The sequence below is a fragment of the Pseudomonas sp. CCC4.1 genome (assembly GCF_035019225.1).
Classification (GTDB): domain Bacteria; phylum Pseudomonadota; class Gammaproteobacteria; order Pseudomonadales; family Pseudomonadaceae; genus Aquipseudomonas; species Aquipseudomonas bubulae.
This window is the reverse complement of sequence record NZ_JASJWL010000083.1, coordinates 1-16,611: the sequence shown is the minus strand read 5'-3', so window position 1 is coordinate 16,611 and position 16,611 is coordinate 1. Positions and strand designations below refer to the sequence as shown.

The window sequence follows — 16,611 nt, the reverse complement described above, 5'->3', positions numbered from 1 at the left end:
CTGGTCTCGTGGGCTCGGAGATGTGTATAAGAGACAGGCGAATGATCTTCGCGAGCAGGCTCGCTCCCACGACTACAGGTTATTGGTAGCGCGTTAGCCTTCGTAACTGATCCGCCCATCTACCAGCGTGTAACGCACGGCACTCGGTAGGCAATGGCCGAGGAACGGGCAGTTGTCGCCTTTGGAGTGCCATTGTTCACCGACCAGGGTCGAGGCCGCCGGGTCAAACAGCACCAGGTCTGCCGCCGAACCCACTGCCAGCTTGCCGGCTGGCAGGCGCAAGGCGTCAGCCGGGCCAGCGCTCAGGCGGTTGAGCAGCGTCGGCAGGTCGAGCAAGCCGTCTTCCACCAATGTCATCGCCAGCGGCAGAAGCACTTCAACACTGCTCATGCCCGGTTCGGTCGCGCCGAATGGTGCCAGTTTGGCATCGCGTTCGTGGGGCTGGTGATGGCTGGAGATGGCTTGCACCACGCCCGACTTCACAGCTTCGCGCAGGCCGTCACGGTCGGCGCGGGTGCGCAGTGGCGGTTGCACATGGTAAACGCTGGAAAAATCCACCAGCGCTTCGTCAGTCAGAATCAACTGATACAAGGCTACATCCGCAGTGACTTTCAGGCCACGAGCCTGGGCCTGAGCGATCAGGGCCACGCCACGGGCGCTGGTCAGCTGGCTGAAGTGTGCGCGCACGCCACTTTGTTCAACCAGCAGCAGGTCGCGGGCCAGGGCTACGGTTTCGGCGGTTTCCGGAATGCCCGGCAAGCCTCGGAACGCAGCCATTGCACCGTCGTGGGCAATCCCGCCTTCGGCCAGATCACGATCCTGGGAGTGGAAGATCACCGTCAGGTCGAACGTGGCGGCGTACTCCAGTGCCCGGCACAGGGTGCGGGTGTTGCTGAAACTGTTGAGGCCGTTGCCAAATGCCACACAGCCCGCGTCGCGCAGGGCGATCAGTTCGGCCAGTTGCTCGCCGTCCAGGCCTTTGCTCAATGCACCGATCGGGAACACCTTGCAGTTACCGGCTTCGCGGGCGCGGTCAAGGATCAGCTCGGCAACGGCCGAGGTGTCCAGCACCGGCTTGGTGTGCGGTGGGCAGCACAGGCTGGTGACGCCACCGGCCGCAGCCGCGCGGGTCTCGCTGGCGATGGTGCCTTTGCGGCTGTAGCCCGGTTCACGCAGGGCAACGTTGAGGTCAACCAGCCCGGGGGCGGCCACCAGGCCTTTGGCTTCGATGGTTTGCGTCGGGGTGAAACCGGCTGGCGCTGCGCCAATGGCAACGATCTTGCCGGCCTCCAGGTGCAGGTCAGTCACTTGATCCAGCTGGCTGGTCGGATCAATTACACGGGCGCCGAGAATGCTGAGCTTCACTGGGCGTTCTCCTGTTCGAATTGGCGCTGGGCGGTTTGCCCGCTCATGGTCATGGACAACACCGCCATGCGCACGGCAATGCCGTAGGTCACCTGGTTGAGGATCACCGAGTGCGGGCCATCGGCCACCGCGGATTCAATCTCGACCCCCCGGTTGATCGGCCCCGGGTGCATCACGATGCAATCAGGCTTGGCCCCGGCCAGGCGGGCGGTGGTCAGGCCGAACAGGCGGTAGAACTCGCCTTCGCTCGGCAGCAGGCCACCGGACATGCGCTCGCGCTGCAGGCGCAGCATGATCACCACATCCACGTCTTTCAGGCCTTCGGTCATGTCGGTGTAGACCTTCACGCCGTACTGCTCGATGCCGATCGGCAACAGGGTCTTCGGCGCGATAACGCGAATGTCCTTACAACCCAGGGTCTTGAGGGCGATCATGTTCGAACGTGCCACCCGCGAGTGCAGGATGTCACCGACGATGGCCACCGACAGGTTTTCGAAGCCGCCCTTGTGCCGACGGATGGTCAGCATGTCGAGCATGCCCTGGGTCGGGTGGGCATGGCGGCCGTCGCCGCCGTTGATGATTGCCACCTGCGGGCACACGTGCTCGGCAATGAAGTGCGCGGCGCCGGAGTCACCGTGGCGCACCACAAACATGTCGGCGGCCATGGCTTCTAGGTTGCGCAGGGTGTCGAGCAGGGTTTCGCCCTTGCTCGCCGACGAGGTCGACACGTTCAGCGTAATCACGTCGGCCGACAGGCGCTGGGCGGCCATTTCAAAGGTGGTGCGGGTGCGGGTGGAGTTTTCGAAGAACACGTTGCACACGGTCTTGCCGCGCAACAACGGGACTTTTTTCACGGCTCGGGCGCCGACTTCAAGGAACGAGTCGGCGGTGTCGAGGATTTCTGTCAGCAGTTCACGGGGCAAACCGTCGAGCGACAGAAAGTGGCGCAGCTGGCCCTGATCATTGAGCTGCAGCGGGCGCTTGGCGTCTGTAGGCGTCATCGCAATGGTCTCTTAGAGGGCTAGGTCTTGAAGTTCGAGTGTCAGTGGCGCGGGGCCGGACAATTTTACCCGCTCGCTCGGCTTGAGCGACAAGGTCGCGCCCACCACATCCGGACGGATCGGCAGCTCGGCGGCGTCCAGGTCCAGCAGGCTGACCAGGGTCACGCTGGCCGGACGACCATAGTCGAACAGCTCGTTCAGCGCTGCGCGAATGGTCCGACCGCTCATCAGCACATCGTCGATCAGCACCAGGTGCTGGCCTTCAATTTCGAATGGCAATTCGGAAGGCCGCACTTGCGGGTGCAGGCCGTTCTGGCTGAAATCATCGCGGTAGAACGACACGTCCAGCGTGCCCAGCGGGGCCTCGCTGTTCAGCGCCTTGAGCAGCGCCTGGGCAACCCAGATGCCGCCGGTGCGGATACCGATGTAACGTGGTTCGGTGATACCGCGACGGGCCAGGTGGGCCTTGAGATCAAGGGCCATCTGGGAGATCAGTTCAGCGGGAACAGGCAGGATCATGGTGGCTCCTTAAAAGGCCCGCGCAGCAGAACGTGCGGCGGCGGGCGCAAACAATGAGGCGGGTCAATTGTACAAGCGCCGGGTCAGTCTTGAGAGTGCGCCGGGTTTTCGTCGAGCCAGCCTTGCAGCACCAGTTTGGCGGCGATGGCATCAACGGGGTTGTCGCGGTAGCTGCCGCGCTGGCCGCCCTGGGCCCGGCGCTCGCCCTTGGCCTCGAAGGTGGTCAGGCGTTCATCATGGGTAAAAACCGGCAAATTGAAGCGGCCATTCAGACGATTGGCAAATTTCTGCGCCCGGGCGCAGAAGTCGCTCGGGGTGCCGTCCATGTTCAGGGGCATGCCGACCACCATTGCGTCGGGCTGCCACTCCTTGATCAGCTTTTCGATTTCTTCCCACTTGGGGATGCCATTCTCGGCTTTCAGGTTGCACAGTTCGCGGGCCTGGCCAGTAATCATCTGGCCCACAGCCACGCCGATGGAGCGGGTGCCGTAGTCGAAGCCCAGCAGTAAACGAAGGCTGGCCATCAGCAATGGCCTGCTTGGGTGCTTAACAAATTGAGGTTCACTCCGAGGTGTTTGGCGGCTGCGTCGAGGCGCAGCTCGCTTGGGGTATCAAACAGGATATGAGCAGAATAGGGGCAGGTCAGCCAGGCGTTGTCGGCCAATTCGGCCTCCAGCTGGCCAGCATCCCAGCCGGCATAGCCCAGGCAGATCAGGCTGCGGTTCGGGCCGCGGCCGTCGGCAATGCTGAACAACACATCGGCAGAGGTACTCAGGGCCAGCCCGTCGTCGAGTTCGACTGTAGCGTCAAAGTTCATGCTGGCCGGATGCAGGACAAAGCCACGGTCGATCATGACAGGCCCGCCACCGAAGACCGGCACGTGCTGGCACAGGGGTGAAGAAAGTTTTTCCGGGCGCAACTGCTCAAGAACATCCGCCAGGTTCAGTTCCAGCGGACGGTTGATCATCAACCCCATGGCACCATTGGCCGTGTGCTCGACGATGTAGGTCAAGGAGTGGGCAAAGTTCGGGTCGGCCATATGGGGCATGGCGATCAGGAATTGATGCTTGAGGTAAGTCGGCGCGTGTTTTTTCATGAGTCTTAGTGTGGCGCTGGCAGCGTGAACTGACAAGTTTGCAGCTCAAGATTCCTGGGTCTTTGTGGGAGCGGGCTTGCTCGCGATACAGGCGGCGCGGTTTAACGTTAAAACGCAGCGATCCAATCGCGAGCAAGCCCGCTCCCACAGTAGTTCAGTTGCTGGACAGGCGGTCGCCTTCGGCGAATTTCCAGGTGCGGATGATCTCCAGCCGGTCGATGTCCGCCAGATCACCGGTAAAGGGGGCAAAAGGTGCCGCCAGGCGCACGATGCGTTGTGCCGCCTGGTCCAGCAGCGGCTGGCCCGACGATTCAAGCACCAGCACTTCATGCAGCGAACCGTCGCGGTTGATCGACACCAGCAGGCGCAGCTTGCCGTAGATCTTTTCCCGGCGTGCCTGCTCGGGGTAGTTGAGGTTGCCGATGCGTTCAATCTTCTTACGCCAGTCTTCTTTATACCAGGCGCCCTTGTCGCGCATGGTCGAAGCCGCGCTCATGCGGTAGATCTTCGGGCGCTTGGCGTACAGCTGCTGCTCGTTGGCCAGTTCGGCTTCGAGGCTGGAAATCTCGCTGGACAGCTGGGAACTGTCGAACGTTGGAATGCTGGCCTTGGGTGCCGCTTGGGTCTTGACCTTCTGCGGCTGGCTCGGGGCTTTTTTTGCCGTGGGCGCCACGGTAGTCACGGCGGCCTTGGGTGCGGCCTGGGTCTGTTCGGGTTTGGCGGCAGGCGGCGGGGTGACCTTCTTGACGCTGTTGTCCTGGAAAGGGGCGATTTCCGTCGTCTTGGGCACCGCTTTCTTGTCCAGCGTGCCGCTGCCCTGCTGGTTGTCCTGGGCTAAAAAATCGGCTTTTTCCGGCGCTTTTTCGCTTTTGAACGTGGACAGGGTGATTTCCAGGGTTTTGCTGATCTGTTTGGGCGCTTCCATGTTGAACCCCACGCCGACGATCACTGCAATATGCAGCAGTGCCGCGACAAACAGGGTAAATCCGAGGCGATCGGCCGCACGCACGCCTTTATGGCCGAGTTCGGGGGGCAGGTCGTTGGGAAGTGTCATGGCAAAAAGACCAACATCGCGGGTTTCACGGGGTGCCCATGATAGCGCAATGTTGGTCTTTTATAGGGCTTGCAGATCAGCGTGCAGCGAGCTTGCGCTCGATCGCATCCATCAACAGGGCGCCGATATTGGTGCCGAACGCATTATCGATCTCGCGGATGCAGGTCGGGCTGGTAACGTTGATTTCAGTCAGGTGCTCACCGATTACGTCCAGACCTACAAATAGCAGACCCTTTTCACGCAGCGTCGGGCCGACCTGAGCTGCAATCCAGCGGTCCTTTTCGCTCAACGGGCGGGCTTCGCCACGACCGCCTGCGGCGAGGTTGCCGCGGGTCTCACCTTGCGCCGGAATACGCGCCAGGCAGTAATCTACCGGCTCGCCGTCAATCATCAGGATGCGTTTGTCGCCATCCTTGATCGCCGGCAAATAGCCCTGCGCCATGATCTGCTGGGTGCCGTTGTTGGTCAGGGTTTCGAGAATCACCGACAGGTTCGGGTCGCCCACTCGGTGGCGGAAAATCGAGGTGCCGCCCATGCCGTCCAGCGGTTTGAGGATCACGTCACCGTGCAAGGCAGCAAATTCACGCAGCACGTCGGCGCGGCGGCTGACCACGGTTGGCGGCGTGCATTGGGTGAACTGGGTGGCGAACAGTTTTTCGTTACAGTCGCGCAGGCTCTGCGGTTTGTTGACGATCAGTACGCCATCGCGCTCGGCCTGTTCCAGCAGGTAGGTGGAGTACACAAACTCCATGTCGAAGGGCGGGTCCTTGCGCATCAGGATCACGTCCAGATCGCTCAGGGCCGTGTCGGTCTCGGCGTCCAGCTCAAACCACTTTTGCGGGTTGGCGAACACCTTCAGCGGCTTCATGCGGGCCCGGGCCTTGCCTTCATTCAGGTAAAGGTCTTGCTGCTCCATGTAGAACAGGGTCCAGCCACGGTCCTGGGCTGCCAGCAACATGGCCAGCGAGCTGTCCTTTTTATAGGAGATGCCCGCAATGGGGTCCATGACAATCCCGACTCGAACGCTCATGGCAAATTCCTCAAATAAATAGTGGGCGCAAAGGCTTTGAAAAGTGGCGCCAGAGTGGCGCTGAGTGTGGCCCCGGTCAAGGAAAAACCGCCTGCTCCAGTCAGCCCGCAGCCCTTCGATAGATTGAAGGTCGTGACTGTGCTAAAAAGGCTCGCACAGTGCTTGCAGCCCTTGTCCATCAAGGAGTTGGGGTTTCAGGCCGTACAGTTGTAACAAAACGGGTCGCCTTGGCGATGGTAGAGCAGATATGGAAAAGCATTCCAGCGCCTTGAAGGTGATGGTGATCGACGATTCGAAAACCATTCGCCGCACCGCCGAAACACTGTTGAAAAACGTGGGCTGCGAGGTGATTACCGCCATCGATGGCTTTGATGCGCTGGCCAAGATTGTCGACCACCACCCGCACATTATCTTTGTCGACATCATGATGCCGCGCCTGGATGGCTATCAGACCTGCGCCCTGATCAAGAGCAACCGGGCTTTCAAGTCGATCCCGGTGATCATGTTGTCGTCCAAGGACGGTCTGTTCGACAAGGCCAAGGGGCGGATTGTTGGCTCTGATCAATTTTTGACCAAGCCCTTCAGTCGCGACGAACTGCTGAGCGCAATCAAGGCACATGTGCCAGCCTTCACTATCACCCAAAGTGCCCAATAACACCGGCCAGCCGGCCAACCACCTGATAAATGGGGAACACCATGGCTCGCATTCTGATCGTCGATGATTCGCCGACTGAAATGTACAAATTGACCGGCATGCTCGAAAAGCACGGCCATGTAGTGCTCAAGGCCGAAAACGGCGCAGACGGTGTTGCCCTGGCGCGTCAGGAAAAGCCCGATGTGGTCTTGATGGACATTGTGATGCCGGGCCTCAACGGCTTTCAGGCGACGCGTCAGCTCACAAAAGATCCGGAAACCGGCAACATCCCGGTGATCGTCGTGACGACCAAGGATCAGGAAACCGACATGGTCTGGGCCCAGCGCCAGGGTGCCAAGGGCTACCTGACCAAACCGGTGGATGAAGAGCAACTGATCCTCAAGGTGAAACAAATCCTGGAAGAAAACCCTCCTAAATGACGGTCACCCTATGCCCGGCGCACTGACAGCCTTCGAACTGCTGCTTGAGATCGACCAGCGTTGTCGCTCGCTGGCGGCGGGTCTGGCGCCTGCACAGGCGCAGCTCGACACCTGGAGCGGTATTGGTTTTCGCATCGGCGAGCATTGTTTTGTGGCGCCGATGGGCGAAATTGCCGAGATCCTGCATGAACCACGGTTCACCCTGCTGCCCGGGGTAAAACCCTGGGTCAAGGGCGTGGCCAATTTGCGTGGGCAACTGCTGCCGATCATGGATCTGTGCGGTTTTTTCGGGGTCGAGCTGTCACCCTTGCGTAAACAGCGCCGTGTATTGGTGCTGGAATACAAAGACGTGTTTGTCGGCTTGCAGGTCGATGAAGTGCAGGGCATGCAGCACTTCGCCCATGCCGACCTCAATACGGATACGCAAACCTTGCCCCACCCGGTATTTGCGCCTTATGTGCAAGGGCACTTTGCCGCTGAGCACCTGTGGTGGGTGTTCAGCCCGTTTGCCCTGGCCCGGGCGCCACAGTTCTGGGCGGTGGCCGTATGAGCAGGCTTTCAGCTTTAAAACGGGATTTCGGGACCTGATCGATGACCACAGCCAATACCGCTAAACCACTGGAAGGGTCGCGCAGTCGTTCGCAGATCATCGTGCTTTTTATCGCCCTGATCGTGTTCATCATGCTGTTATTCGCCAACTTTGCTTACCTCAATACCCAGTCCAACTACGACAAGCAGTACATCAGCCACGCAGGTGAGTTGCGGGTGCTGTCCCAGCGTATCGCCAAAAACGCCACCGAGGCCGCTGCCGGCAAAGCCGCCGCATTCAAGTTGCTGATTGATGCGCGCAATGATTTCAGCCAGCGCTGGGGTTATCTGAGAAAAGGCGACCCGGCCACCGGCCTGCCTCCTGCTCCTGCAGCCGTACATAAAGAAATGCAGGCGGTGCAACGTGACTGGGAGCTGCTGCTCAACAACGTCAACGCCATTCTGGCCAGCGAACAAACCGTGCTGTCGCTGCATCAGGTGGCTGCAACCCTGGCCGAGACCGTGCCGCAGTTGCAGGTTGAATACGAAAAAGTCGTCGAAATCCTTTTGCAGCGAGGCGCCCCTGCCAGCCAGGTAGCTCTGGCCCAGCGCCAGTCCTTGTTGGCCGAGCGTATTCTGGGTGCGGTCAATACCGTGCTGGCCGGTGACGAAAACGCTGCCCAGGCCGCCGGTGCCTTTGGCCGTGATGCCAACCGCTTCGGGCTGGTGCTCAACGGCATGCTCGAAGGCAATGAAGGGATGAGAATTACCCAGGTTGAAGACAAGGATGCCCGCGCCCGCTTGCAGGAGATTTCCGAGCTGTTCCAGTTTGTGTCCGGTACGGTGGATGAAATCCTTGAAACCTCGCCGCAACTGTTCCATGTGCGCGAAGCGGCAAACAACATTTTCAGCCTGTCGCAAACCCTCCTCGATGAAGCCTCGACCCTGGCCAATGGTTTTGAAAACCTCGCCAGCGGGCGCTCGCTGGATATCATCGGCGGTTATGTTCTGGGCTTGCTGGCACTGGCATCGATTATCTTGATCGGCCTGGTGATGGTGCGCGAAACCAATCGCCAATTGCGCGAGACGGCGGAAAAGAACGAGCGAAACCAGAACGCGATCATGCGCTTGCTTGACGAGATTGCCGATCTGGCGGACGGCGACCTGACGGTGACCGCCTCGGTGACCGAAGATTTCACCGGTGCCATCGCCGACTCGATCAATTACTCCATCGACCAGCTGCGTGAACTGGTGGCCACCATCAACCTGACAGCAGGCCAGGTCGCGGCAGCGGTACAGGAAACCCAGGCCACCGCCATGCAGCTTGCCGAAGCTTCCGAGCATCAGGCCCAGCAGATTGCCGAGGCCTCCGGGGCGATCCAGGAAATGGCCCATTCGATCGACGAGGTATCGGCCAACGCTTCCGAATCTTCGGCGGTTGCCGAGCGTTCCGTAGCGATTGCCAACAAGGGCAATGAAGTGGTTCATAACACCATTCGCGGCATGGACAATATTCGCGATCAGATCCAGGACACCGCCAAGCGAATCAAGCGCCTTGGCGAGTCCTCACAGGAAATCGGCGATATCGTCAGCCTGATTGATGATATTGCCGATCAGACCAATATTTTGGCGCTCAATGCGGCCATTCAGGCCTCGATGGCCGGTGATGCCGGGCGCGGCTTTGCCGTGGTGGCCGACGAAGTGCAGCGCCTGGCCGAGCGCTCATCGGCGGCGACGCGGCAAATCGAAACCCTGGTGCGGGCCATTCAGGCCGATACCAACGAGGCCGTGATTTCGATGGAGCAAACCACTACCGAAGTGGTGCGCGGTGCCCGTCTGGCCCATGACGCTGGCGTGGCGCTGGAAGAGATCGAAGGGGTGTCGCAAAACCTGGCAGACCTGATTCAAAGTATCTCCAATGCCGCACAAAAGCAGACCACTTCGGCGGCGCAGATTTCCCTGACCATGAGTGTCATTCAGCAAATCACCAATCAGACCTCGTCCGGCTCCACGGCGACCGCCGAAAGCATCGGCAATCTGGCCAAAATGGCCAGCCAGCTGCGGCGCTCGGTGTCCGGTTTTACTTTGCCTGCTCCGTCCAAAGACCATGAGCCACAGTAATGCGCTGCAATTCTGACTGGAGTCGTTATGGTTGACCGGCACGACTATGTGGCCCTTGAATGGGTCAAAGGCGAAATTGCCCATACCCTGAAACAGGCCAGAATGGCGCTGGACGCCTATGCCCAGCGGCCAGCCGCCGACGTGCTGGAACAGTGCCTGGATTGCATTCATCAGGTGCATGGCAGTTTGCTGATGGTTGAATTCTATGGCGCGGCTTTGCTGGCCGAAGAGATGGAGCAACTGGTGATTGCCCTGCAGGAGGGCCGCGTCAGCCAGGTCGACGAAGCACTGCGCCTGCTGCAGCAAGCGTTCAGCCAATTGCCGTTGTATCTGGACCGCGTCCACAGTGCCCGGCGCGACTGGCCCCTGGTGGTGTTGCCGTTGCTCAACGATTTGCGCAGCGCCCGTGGCCAGGCCCTGCTCTCGGAAACCAGCCTGTTCAGCCCGCCCTTGCAGGTGTTGCCCGCCCTGGATGAGGCCGCCCTGGCCCGGCTGGCACCTGCTGACTTGCCGAGCCAGCTGCGCGTGATGCGCCACACCCTGCAGGCCGCGTTCCTGGCTTTGCGCCGCGGTGAAGCGGTGCAGGCCAACCTGGAAAAAATGGCCGCGGTGTTCGCGCAACTGCAAGGCATTTGCCAGGGAGCACCGCTCAACGCCTTGTGGAAAATTGCCGCTGCACTGGTCGACGGCATGTTTAAAGGTCGGGTGCCCAACAGCCCGGCCCTGCGCAGCCTGCTGAAAAAATCCGACAAGGAACTCAAGCGCCTGCTGGCACAGGGCATCGAGGCCATCAACCATCCTGCCCCCGAAGACCTGCTGACCAGCCTGCTGTTTTATATTGCCAAGGCCGAGCATCCGACCACGAAAATGCTCGCGCTGAAAAACCACTACGAACTGGATCAGGCCATGCCCGATGCGGCGATGGTCGACGAGGAGCGGGCGCGGTTGGCCGGCCCTGACCGGGATGCCATGCGCTCGGTGGTGGCGGCGTTGTGCGAAGAACTGGTGCGGGTCAAGGAACGCCTCGACCTGTTTGTGCGCAGTGATCGCCTGCATGTCTCGGAACTGAGCAGCCTGATGGCGCCACTGCGTCAGATCGCTGACACCCTGGCCGTACTGGGGTTCGGGCAACCGCGTAAAGTCATCATTGATCAACTGGCGGTGTTGCAAAGCCTGGCCCAGGGCCAGCGCGAACCCACCGATGCGGTGTTGATGGATGTGGCCTCGGCCCTGCTTTATGTCGAGGCCACCCTGGCCGGTATGGTCGGCAGCGTCGAGCCCTCGCTGCGTGAAGAAAGCCGGTTGCCCACCACTGACCTGATGCAGATTCACCAGTTGGTAATCAAGGAAGCCCGCATCGGCCTTGAAGAAGTCAAAGACCTGATCGGCGATTATCTGGCGGCCGAGTACGACCGCCAGCACTTGCAGTCCGTGCCTGCGCTGTTGACGCAAATCCGCGGGGCGCTGGCGATGATTCCCCTGAATCGCGCGGCCAGCTTGCTGCAAGCCTGCAATGAATATTTGCGTGAGCGCGTGCTGCAAGGGTCTGATCACCCCGCGTACGAGCAACTTGATCACTTGGCCGATGCGTTGATCAGCATTGAGTATTACCTGGAACGCCTGGCCCAGGACCCTGGTGCTTCGAGCGAGCAGGTGCTGGATCGGGCCGAAAACAGCCTGGCTGCACTGGGTTACGCGCCGGCGACGCATCCCGTGCCATTGTCCAATGATAGGCCTGGCGGCCAAGAGCAATCGCTGATGCCGGACCTGCAGGCGCCTGGCCTGGCCGATGTACTGGCCAGCCCGCTGTCGGCGCTCAATCCTCCGGCGCAACACATGCCTGCCAGTTTGCTACCGCCACCCGTGGATGAAGCGCCGCTGGACGAAGAACTGCTGGAAGTCTTTCTCGAAGAAACGGACGAAGTCCTGATCAGCCTGCACGACAGCCTGCCGCAATGGGTCGCCAACCCGGCGGACAGTGTTGCGCTGGCCGAGTTGCGGCGCGGCTTCCATACCCTCAAGGGCAGCGGGCGCATGGTGCGTGCGCTGGTGCTGGCAGAGCTGGCGTGGGCGGTCGAAAACCTGCTCAACCGGGTGATTGAGCGTAGCGTGGCGCCGTCTGCGCAGATCTTCCAACTGCTTGAAGACGTTATGGCCATGCTGCCCGAACTGATTCAGGCCTTTGCCGAACAAAGCCAGCGTCAACGCGAAGACGTCGACCAACTGGCCGCACGCGCGCAGCACCTGGCCCAAGGCGAGCCGCAACCACTGTTGATTGCCCAGGACGCCGGCAATTTCGATCCACAGTTGCTGGATATCTTCCGTCAGGAAGCACAAGCCCACCTTGAGCGCCTTGACCGTTTTCTGGACCAGGCCCGTGCACACATGCCGCTGCAGGCCAGTGACGATTTGCAACTGGCCGTGCACACCCTCAAAGGCAGCGCACATATGGCAGGCGTGATGCCCATGGCTGAACTGGCCGCGCCGTTGGACCATCTGGTGCGTGAATACAAGGCGCACACGCTTGCCCTAGGGGAGGATGAAATCGACCTGCTGCTGGAAGCTGACACCCTGCTGCATGCGGGGCTCAAGCAACTGGATAGCGACCCGCTGGCCGAGATCCAGGGTGCGCGCTCACTGATCGAGCGCACCGAGCAACTGATCGCCAGCCGCCTGGATACCCTGCTCAATAGCCCTGCAAGCAGTTGGGTGGCCAGGCGTGACCCGCAGCGCATTGCCGAGTTTCTGGCCGAGAGCATGGATATTCTGTTCGATGCCCAGGAGCTGCTTAAAACCTGGCACCAGAACCCCCATGAACGCGATGGCCTGGACAGCCTGCTGGATCAGCTGACCACCCTGGGTGAGTCTGCCCACCTGCTGGACTTGCAGCCCATGGATGCGCTGTGCGAAGCCCTGCTTGACCTCTATGGCGCGGTCGAAGAAAGCAGCCTGGCACCCAGCGAGCGGTTTTTCGAAGCGGCCGATGATGCCCAGGAAGCCCTGATCAACATGCTCGACCAGTTGGCGGCAGGGCAGGAAATCACCCCGCAGCCGCAGTTGGTCCAGACCCTGCACGCGCTGCTGCACGAAGGGCTCGCGCCTGACGCCACAGGGCTGATTCGCGGTGATGGCGGGCGGGTTACCGAGCTGGGGGCCGCCACCAGGCAATTGGGTGGAGGCCAGGACGAGGACATCGATGATGAAATCGTCGAGATTTTTCTCGAAGAGGCGGTGGACATCCTCGAGAGTGCCGCGCAGGCCTTGCAGCGCTGGCTCAGTGCACCCGATAGCCTGGCGTCGCTGTCGTCCTTGCAGCGCGATTTGCACACCCTCAAGGGTGGGGCGCGCATGGCCGGTATTGAACCGATCGCTGAACTGGCCCATGAGCTTGAACACTTGTATGAAGGCTTGCTGGACCGGCGCCTGAGTGACAGTCCGGCACTGGCTCGCCTGCTGGAGCGCAGCCACGAGCAACTGGCGCTGATGCTTGAAAAATTGCTGCACAAGCAAACGTTGAGCGAGCCTTATGAACTGATCGAGGCCATTCGCGGCTTTCGTCTTTACAGTGCAGCCCTGCCTGATGGTGGCAGCGTTGCCCCGCAAGCGCCACCGAGCAATGAAGATCCGCAGTTACAGGAAATCTTCCTCGAAGAAGCCTTCGATATTCTCGAAAGCTCGGGTGCGGCCCTGGCGCGTTGGCAAGCCGAGCCGCAAAGCCACCTTGAAGTGGAAAACCTGCTGCGCGACCTGCATACCCTCAAGGGTGGGGCGCGGATGGTGGAGGTCGCCGCGATTGGCGATTTTTCCCATGAGCTTGAAACCCTTTTCGAGGATATTTCGGTAGGTGCCATCACGCCCAGTGATGGGCTCTTTGTGTTGCTGCAGCGTTGCCACGACCAGCTTGCGCAAATGCTTGACGCGCTGCGCAGTGGTCAGGCGCTGCCTTCGCCCCAGGTGCTGATCGAGAAAATCCGCCAGATTGAGCGTAACGCCCGGCCGACACCTGCCACCCCGGTCAAGCCCGAGCCTGCGCCTGCACCGGTGCCCGAAGGTGAGCGCACCGGGCTGGACACCCTCAAGGTTCCGGCCGAGCTGCTCGAAGACCTGGTTAACCTGGCGGGTGAAGCCTCGATCATTCGGGGGCGTGTGGAACAGCAGGTCAACGACGGTCAGGTCGCCCTCAACGAGATGCAGACCACCCTTGAGCGGATGCAGGATCAACTGCGGCGCCTCGACATCGAAACCCAGGGTCGCCTGCACAACCGCGCGCACACCGAAGCCGATGGCGTGGCCTACGACGAATTCGACCCGCTGGAAATGGACCGCCATTCCCTGCTGCAGCAGCTGTCCCGAGCCCTGTTCGAATCAGCTTCCGATCTGCTAGACCTCAAGGCGACCCTGACGGCCCGCTACCAGGACGCTCACGGGCTGCTGCAAAAACAGGCGCGGGTGAACACGCAATTGCAAGAGGGCCTGATGGGCACGCGCATGGTGCCGTTCGAGCGCGTATTGCCGCGCCTCAAGCGGGTGGTGCGCCAGGTTGCCAGCGAGCTGGGCAAGCAGGTTGAATTCAGCGTGATCAATGCCGAAGCCGAGATCGATCGCAACGTTCTGGAACGCATGGTTGCGCCCCTGGAGCATATGCTGCGCAATGCCGTCGACCATGGCCTGGAACCGGCCGACGTGCGCCATGCCAGCGGCAAGCCGGAGCAGGGGCTGATCAGCCTGGAACTGTCCTATGAAGGCGGCGACGTAGTATTCGACATGCACGACGATGGCGCGGGAGTGCCGCTGGAAGCCGTGCGCCGCAAAGCCATCCTGCGTGGCTTGCTGAACCCTGAAGCAAGCATCAGCGACCGTGAGGTGCTGCAGTTCATCCTGCAGCCCGGGTTTTCCACGGCCGAAAAAATCACCCAGATCTCCGGGCGTGGCGTCGGCATGGACGTGGTACATGAAGAGGTGCGCCAGTTGGGCGGCAGCATGACCATCGATTCGGTGGCGGGCCAGGGCGTGCATTTTCAGATTCGCCTGCCCTTCAGCGTGTCGCTCAACCGGGCTTTGATGGTGCAGTGCGCAGACGAACAATACGCCATTGCCCTCGACACCGTTGAAGGTGTGGTGCGCGTCATGCCCAACGAGCTGGAAGGCTACTACCAGCTCAACCCGCCGCTTTATCACTACGGTGGGCAAACCTACGAGCTGCGTTACCTGGGCGAGTTGCTGCAAACCGTGGGCAAACCCAAGCTGGTGGGCGAAAGCCATTCGCTGCCGGTGCTGCTGGTGCATTGCCAGGACCAGCGCGTGGCGTTGCAGGTGGATGCGCTGTTGGGTTCGCGGGAGATTGTGGTCAAGAGCCTCGGCCCGCAATTTACCGGGGTACAGGGCCTGTCGGGCGCGACCATTCTGGGGGACGGGCGGGTGGTGCTGATCCTCGACCTGCCGGCCTATATCCGTGCCCATCAGGCGCGTCAGCCGTTGCAGCGGGCGCAGCACGAGGCGGTGGGCGCCCTGGAATTCACCCCGGCCGTGCGCCCGCCGCTGGTACTGGTGGTGGACGACTCGGTCACCGTGCGCAAAGTCACCAGCCGCCTGCTGGAGCGCAACGGCATGAACGTCATCACGGCCAAGGACGGGGTCGACGCCATGAGCGTACTGGAAGAGCACACCCCTGACCTGATGCTGCTGGACATTGAAATGCCGCGCATGGACGGCTTCGAAGTGGCTACCCGCGTGCGTAACGACCCGCGCCTCAAGGACCTGCCGATCATCATGATCACTTCGCGCACCGGGCAAAAACACCAGAACCGGGCGATGGCCATTGGCGTCAACGACTACCTGGGCAAACCTTATCAAGAGTCCGTGCTGCTGGAGCGCATTGCCTACTGGAGCAACTTCCATGCTTGACCATCGCGTGGGCAGCTTGACCGGCTTGCTGCTGCCGCTAGCAGATCGCTATCTATTGCTGCCCAATGTGGCCATTGCCGAGCTTATCGGCTGGCAGCGCGGCGAGCCCAGCAGCGACTCCCCGCCCTGGCACCTGCGCCAGATTACCTGGCGCGACCACCAACTGCCGTTGATCAGCTTTGAAGCGGCATGCGGCGGGCCACTGGTGATCGGTGAGCGGGCGCGGATCGTCATCCTCAACACGCTGGGTGGTGACCCGGATTTCAAATTCATGGCCATGGTGATTCAGGGCATCCCGCGCTCCTACAAGGTCGATAGCCAGTTGAGCTTTGTCGACGTGCCGCTGTGCCCGCTGGAGCGCGCGGCGGTACAGGTGGGCGATCATGTGGCGAAAATCCCGGACTTGCTGGCGCTGGAACGGTTGGTGCGGGGCAGCGCGGATTAAGCAGCACGTGTGGGAGCTGGCTTGCTCGCGAGCAGGCGATGCGGTCAGTCAGTTAAACCGCGGTGCTGCTATCGCGAGCAAGCCCGCTCCCACAGAGCTCAGTGGCAGGCCCCGAATTCGGTGAACACTGCAAAACCTGTGGGAGCTGGCTTGCCTGCGATGCAGGCGATGCGCTCAGTCAGATAAACCGCGGTGCTGCTATCGCGAGCAAGCCCGCTCCCACAGAGTTTCGTGGCAGGCCCCGAATTCTGGGAACACTGCAAAACGTGTGGGAGCTGGCTTGCCTGCGATGCAGGCGATGCGGTCAGTCAGTTAAACCGCGGTGCTGCTATCGCGAGCAAGCCCGCTCCCACAGAGTTTCGTGGCAGGCCCCGAATTCTGGGAACACGGCAAAACCTGTGGGAGCTGGCTTGCCTGCGATGCAGGCGATGCGGTCAGTCAGTTAAACCGCGGTGCTGCTATCGCGAGCAAGCC

General features: G+C 61.1%; 13 protein-coding genes. 6 read left to right on the top strand and 7 right to left on the bottom strand.

What is annotated here, in order from left to right:
- Positions 1-93: 93 nt before the first annotated feature.
- From QN377_RS21485 to gshB, 7 genes are all read right to left on the bottom strand, one after another.
- Positions 94-1,365, bottom strand: coding sequence for a dihydroorotase (locus tag QN377_RS21485; RefSeq protein WP_094999858.1), 1,272 nt, complete (start codon positions 1,363-1,365; stop codon positions 94-96).
- Positions 1,362-2,366 carry an aspartate carbamoyltransferase catalytic subunit gene (locus QN377_RS21480; protein WP_094999859.1) on the bottom strand — a complete coding sequence of 335 codons (1,005 nt, stop codon included), beginning with the start codon at positions 2,364-2,366 and terminating at the stop codon, positions 1,362-1,364. The genes QN377_RS21485 and QN377_RS21480 overlap by 4 nt, the downstream gene beginning before the upstream one ends.
- Positions 2,367-2,378: 12 nt before the next feature.
- Positions 2,379-2,885 (bottom strand): bifunctional pyr operon transcriptional regulator/uracil phosphoribosyltransferase PyrR, encoded by a 507-nt coding sequence (gene pyrR / locus QN377_RS21475; protein ID WP_094999860.1) that lies wholly within the window; start codon positions 2,883-2,885, stop codon positions 2,379-2,381.
- Positions 2,886-2,968: 83 nt separating this feature from the next.
- Positions 2,969-3,409: a Holliday junction resolvase RuvX gene (gene ruvX / locus QN377_RS21470; RefSeq protein WP_088378774.1), complete on the bottom strand. Its 441-nt coding sequence runs from the start codon at positions 3,407-3,409 to the stop codon at positions 2,969-2,971.
- Positions 3,409-3,981, bottom strand: coding sequence for a YqgE/AlgH family protein (locus QN377_RS21465; RefSeq protein WP_094999861.1), 573 nt, complete (start codon positions 3,979-3,981; stop codon positions 3,409-3,411). Before QN377_RS21465 ends, ruvX begins: the two co-directional genes overlap by 1 nt.
- Before the next feature lie 154 nt (positions 3,982-4,135).
- Entirely contained in the window at positions 4,136-5,035 is a 900-nt protein-coding gene (locus tag QN377_RS21460) for an energy transducer TonB (protein ID WP_095039056.1), read from the bottom strand.
- Positions 5,036-5,111: 76 nt separating this feature from the next.
- Positions 5,112-6,065 carry a glutathione synthase gene (gene gshB / locus QN377_RS21455; RefSeq protein WP_094999863.1) on the bottom strand — a complete coding sequence of 318 codons (954 nt, stop codon included), beginning with the start codon at positions 6,063-6,065 and terminating at the stop codon, positions 5,112-5,114.
- 247 nt (positions 6,066-6,312) lie between these two features.
- Between gshB and pilG the strand changes: the two genes are divergently transcribed.
- Genes pilG through QN377_RS21425 form a run of 6 tightly spaced genes read left to right on the top strand, consistent with a single transcriptional unit; the run spans position 6,313 to position 16,137 of the window.
- Positions 6,313-6,720, top strand: coding sequence for a twitching motility response regulator PilG (pilG, locus tag QN377_RS21450; RefSeq protein ID WP_095019610.1), 408 nt, complete (start codon positions 6,313-6,315; stop codon positions 6,718-6,720).
- A gap of 41 nt (positions 6,721-6,761) precedes the next feature.
- Positions 6,762-7,139, top strand: a complete 378-nt coding sequence (gene pilH / locus QN377_RS21445) for a twitching motility response regulator PilH (protein ID WP_095019611.1) — start codon at positions 6,762-6,764, stop codon at positions 7,137-7,139.
- Positions 7,140-7,149: 10 nt separating this feature from the next.
- Complete coding sequence (locus QN377_RS21440) at positions 7,150-7,689, top strand: chemotaxis protein CheW (protein ID WP_094999866.1); 540 nt, start codon at positions 7,150-7,152, stop codon at positions 7,687-7,689.
- A gap of 41 nt (positions 7,690-7,730) precedes the next feature.
- Positions 7,731-9,788, top strand: a complete 2,058-nt coding sequence (locus tag QN377_RS21435; protein ID WP_094999867.1) for a methyl-accepting chemotaxis protein — start codon at positions 7,731-7,733, stop codon at positions 9,786-9,788.
- Positions 9,789-9,815: 27 nt separating this feature from the next.
- Complete coding sequence (locus QN377_RS21430) at positions 9,816-15,692, top strand: Hpt domain-containing protein (RefSeq protein WP_322213789.1); 5,877 nt, start codon at positions 9,816-9,818, stop codon at positions 15,690-15,692.
- Positions 15,685-16,137, top strand: coding sequence for a chemotaxis protein CheW (locus QN377_RS21425; protein ID WP_094999869.1), 453 nt, complete (start codon positions 15,685-15,687; stop codon positions 16,135-16,137). Before QN377_RS21430 ends, QN377_RS21425 begins: the two co-directional genes overlap by 8 nt.
- Positions 16,138-16,611 lie beyond the last annotated feature (474 nt).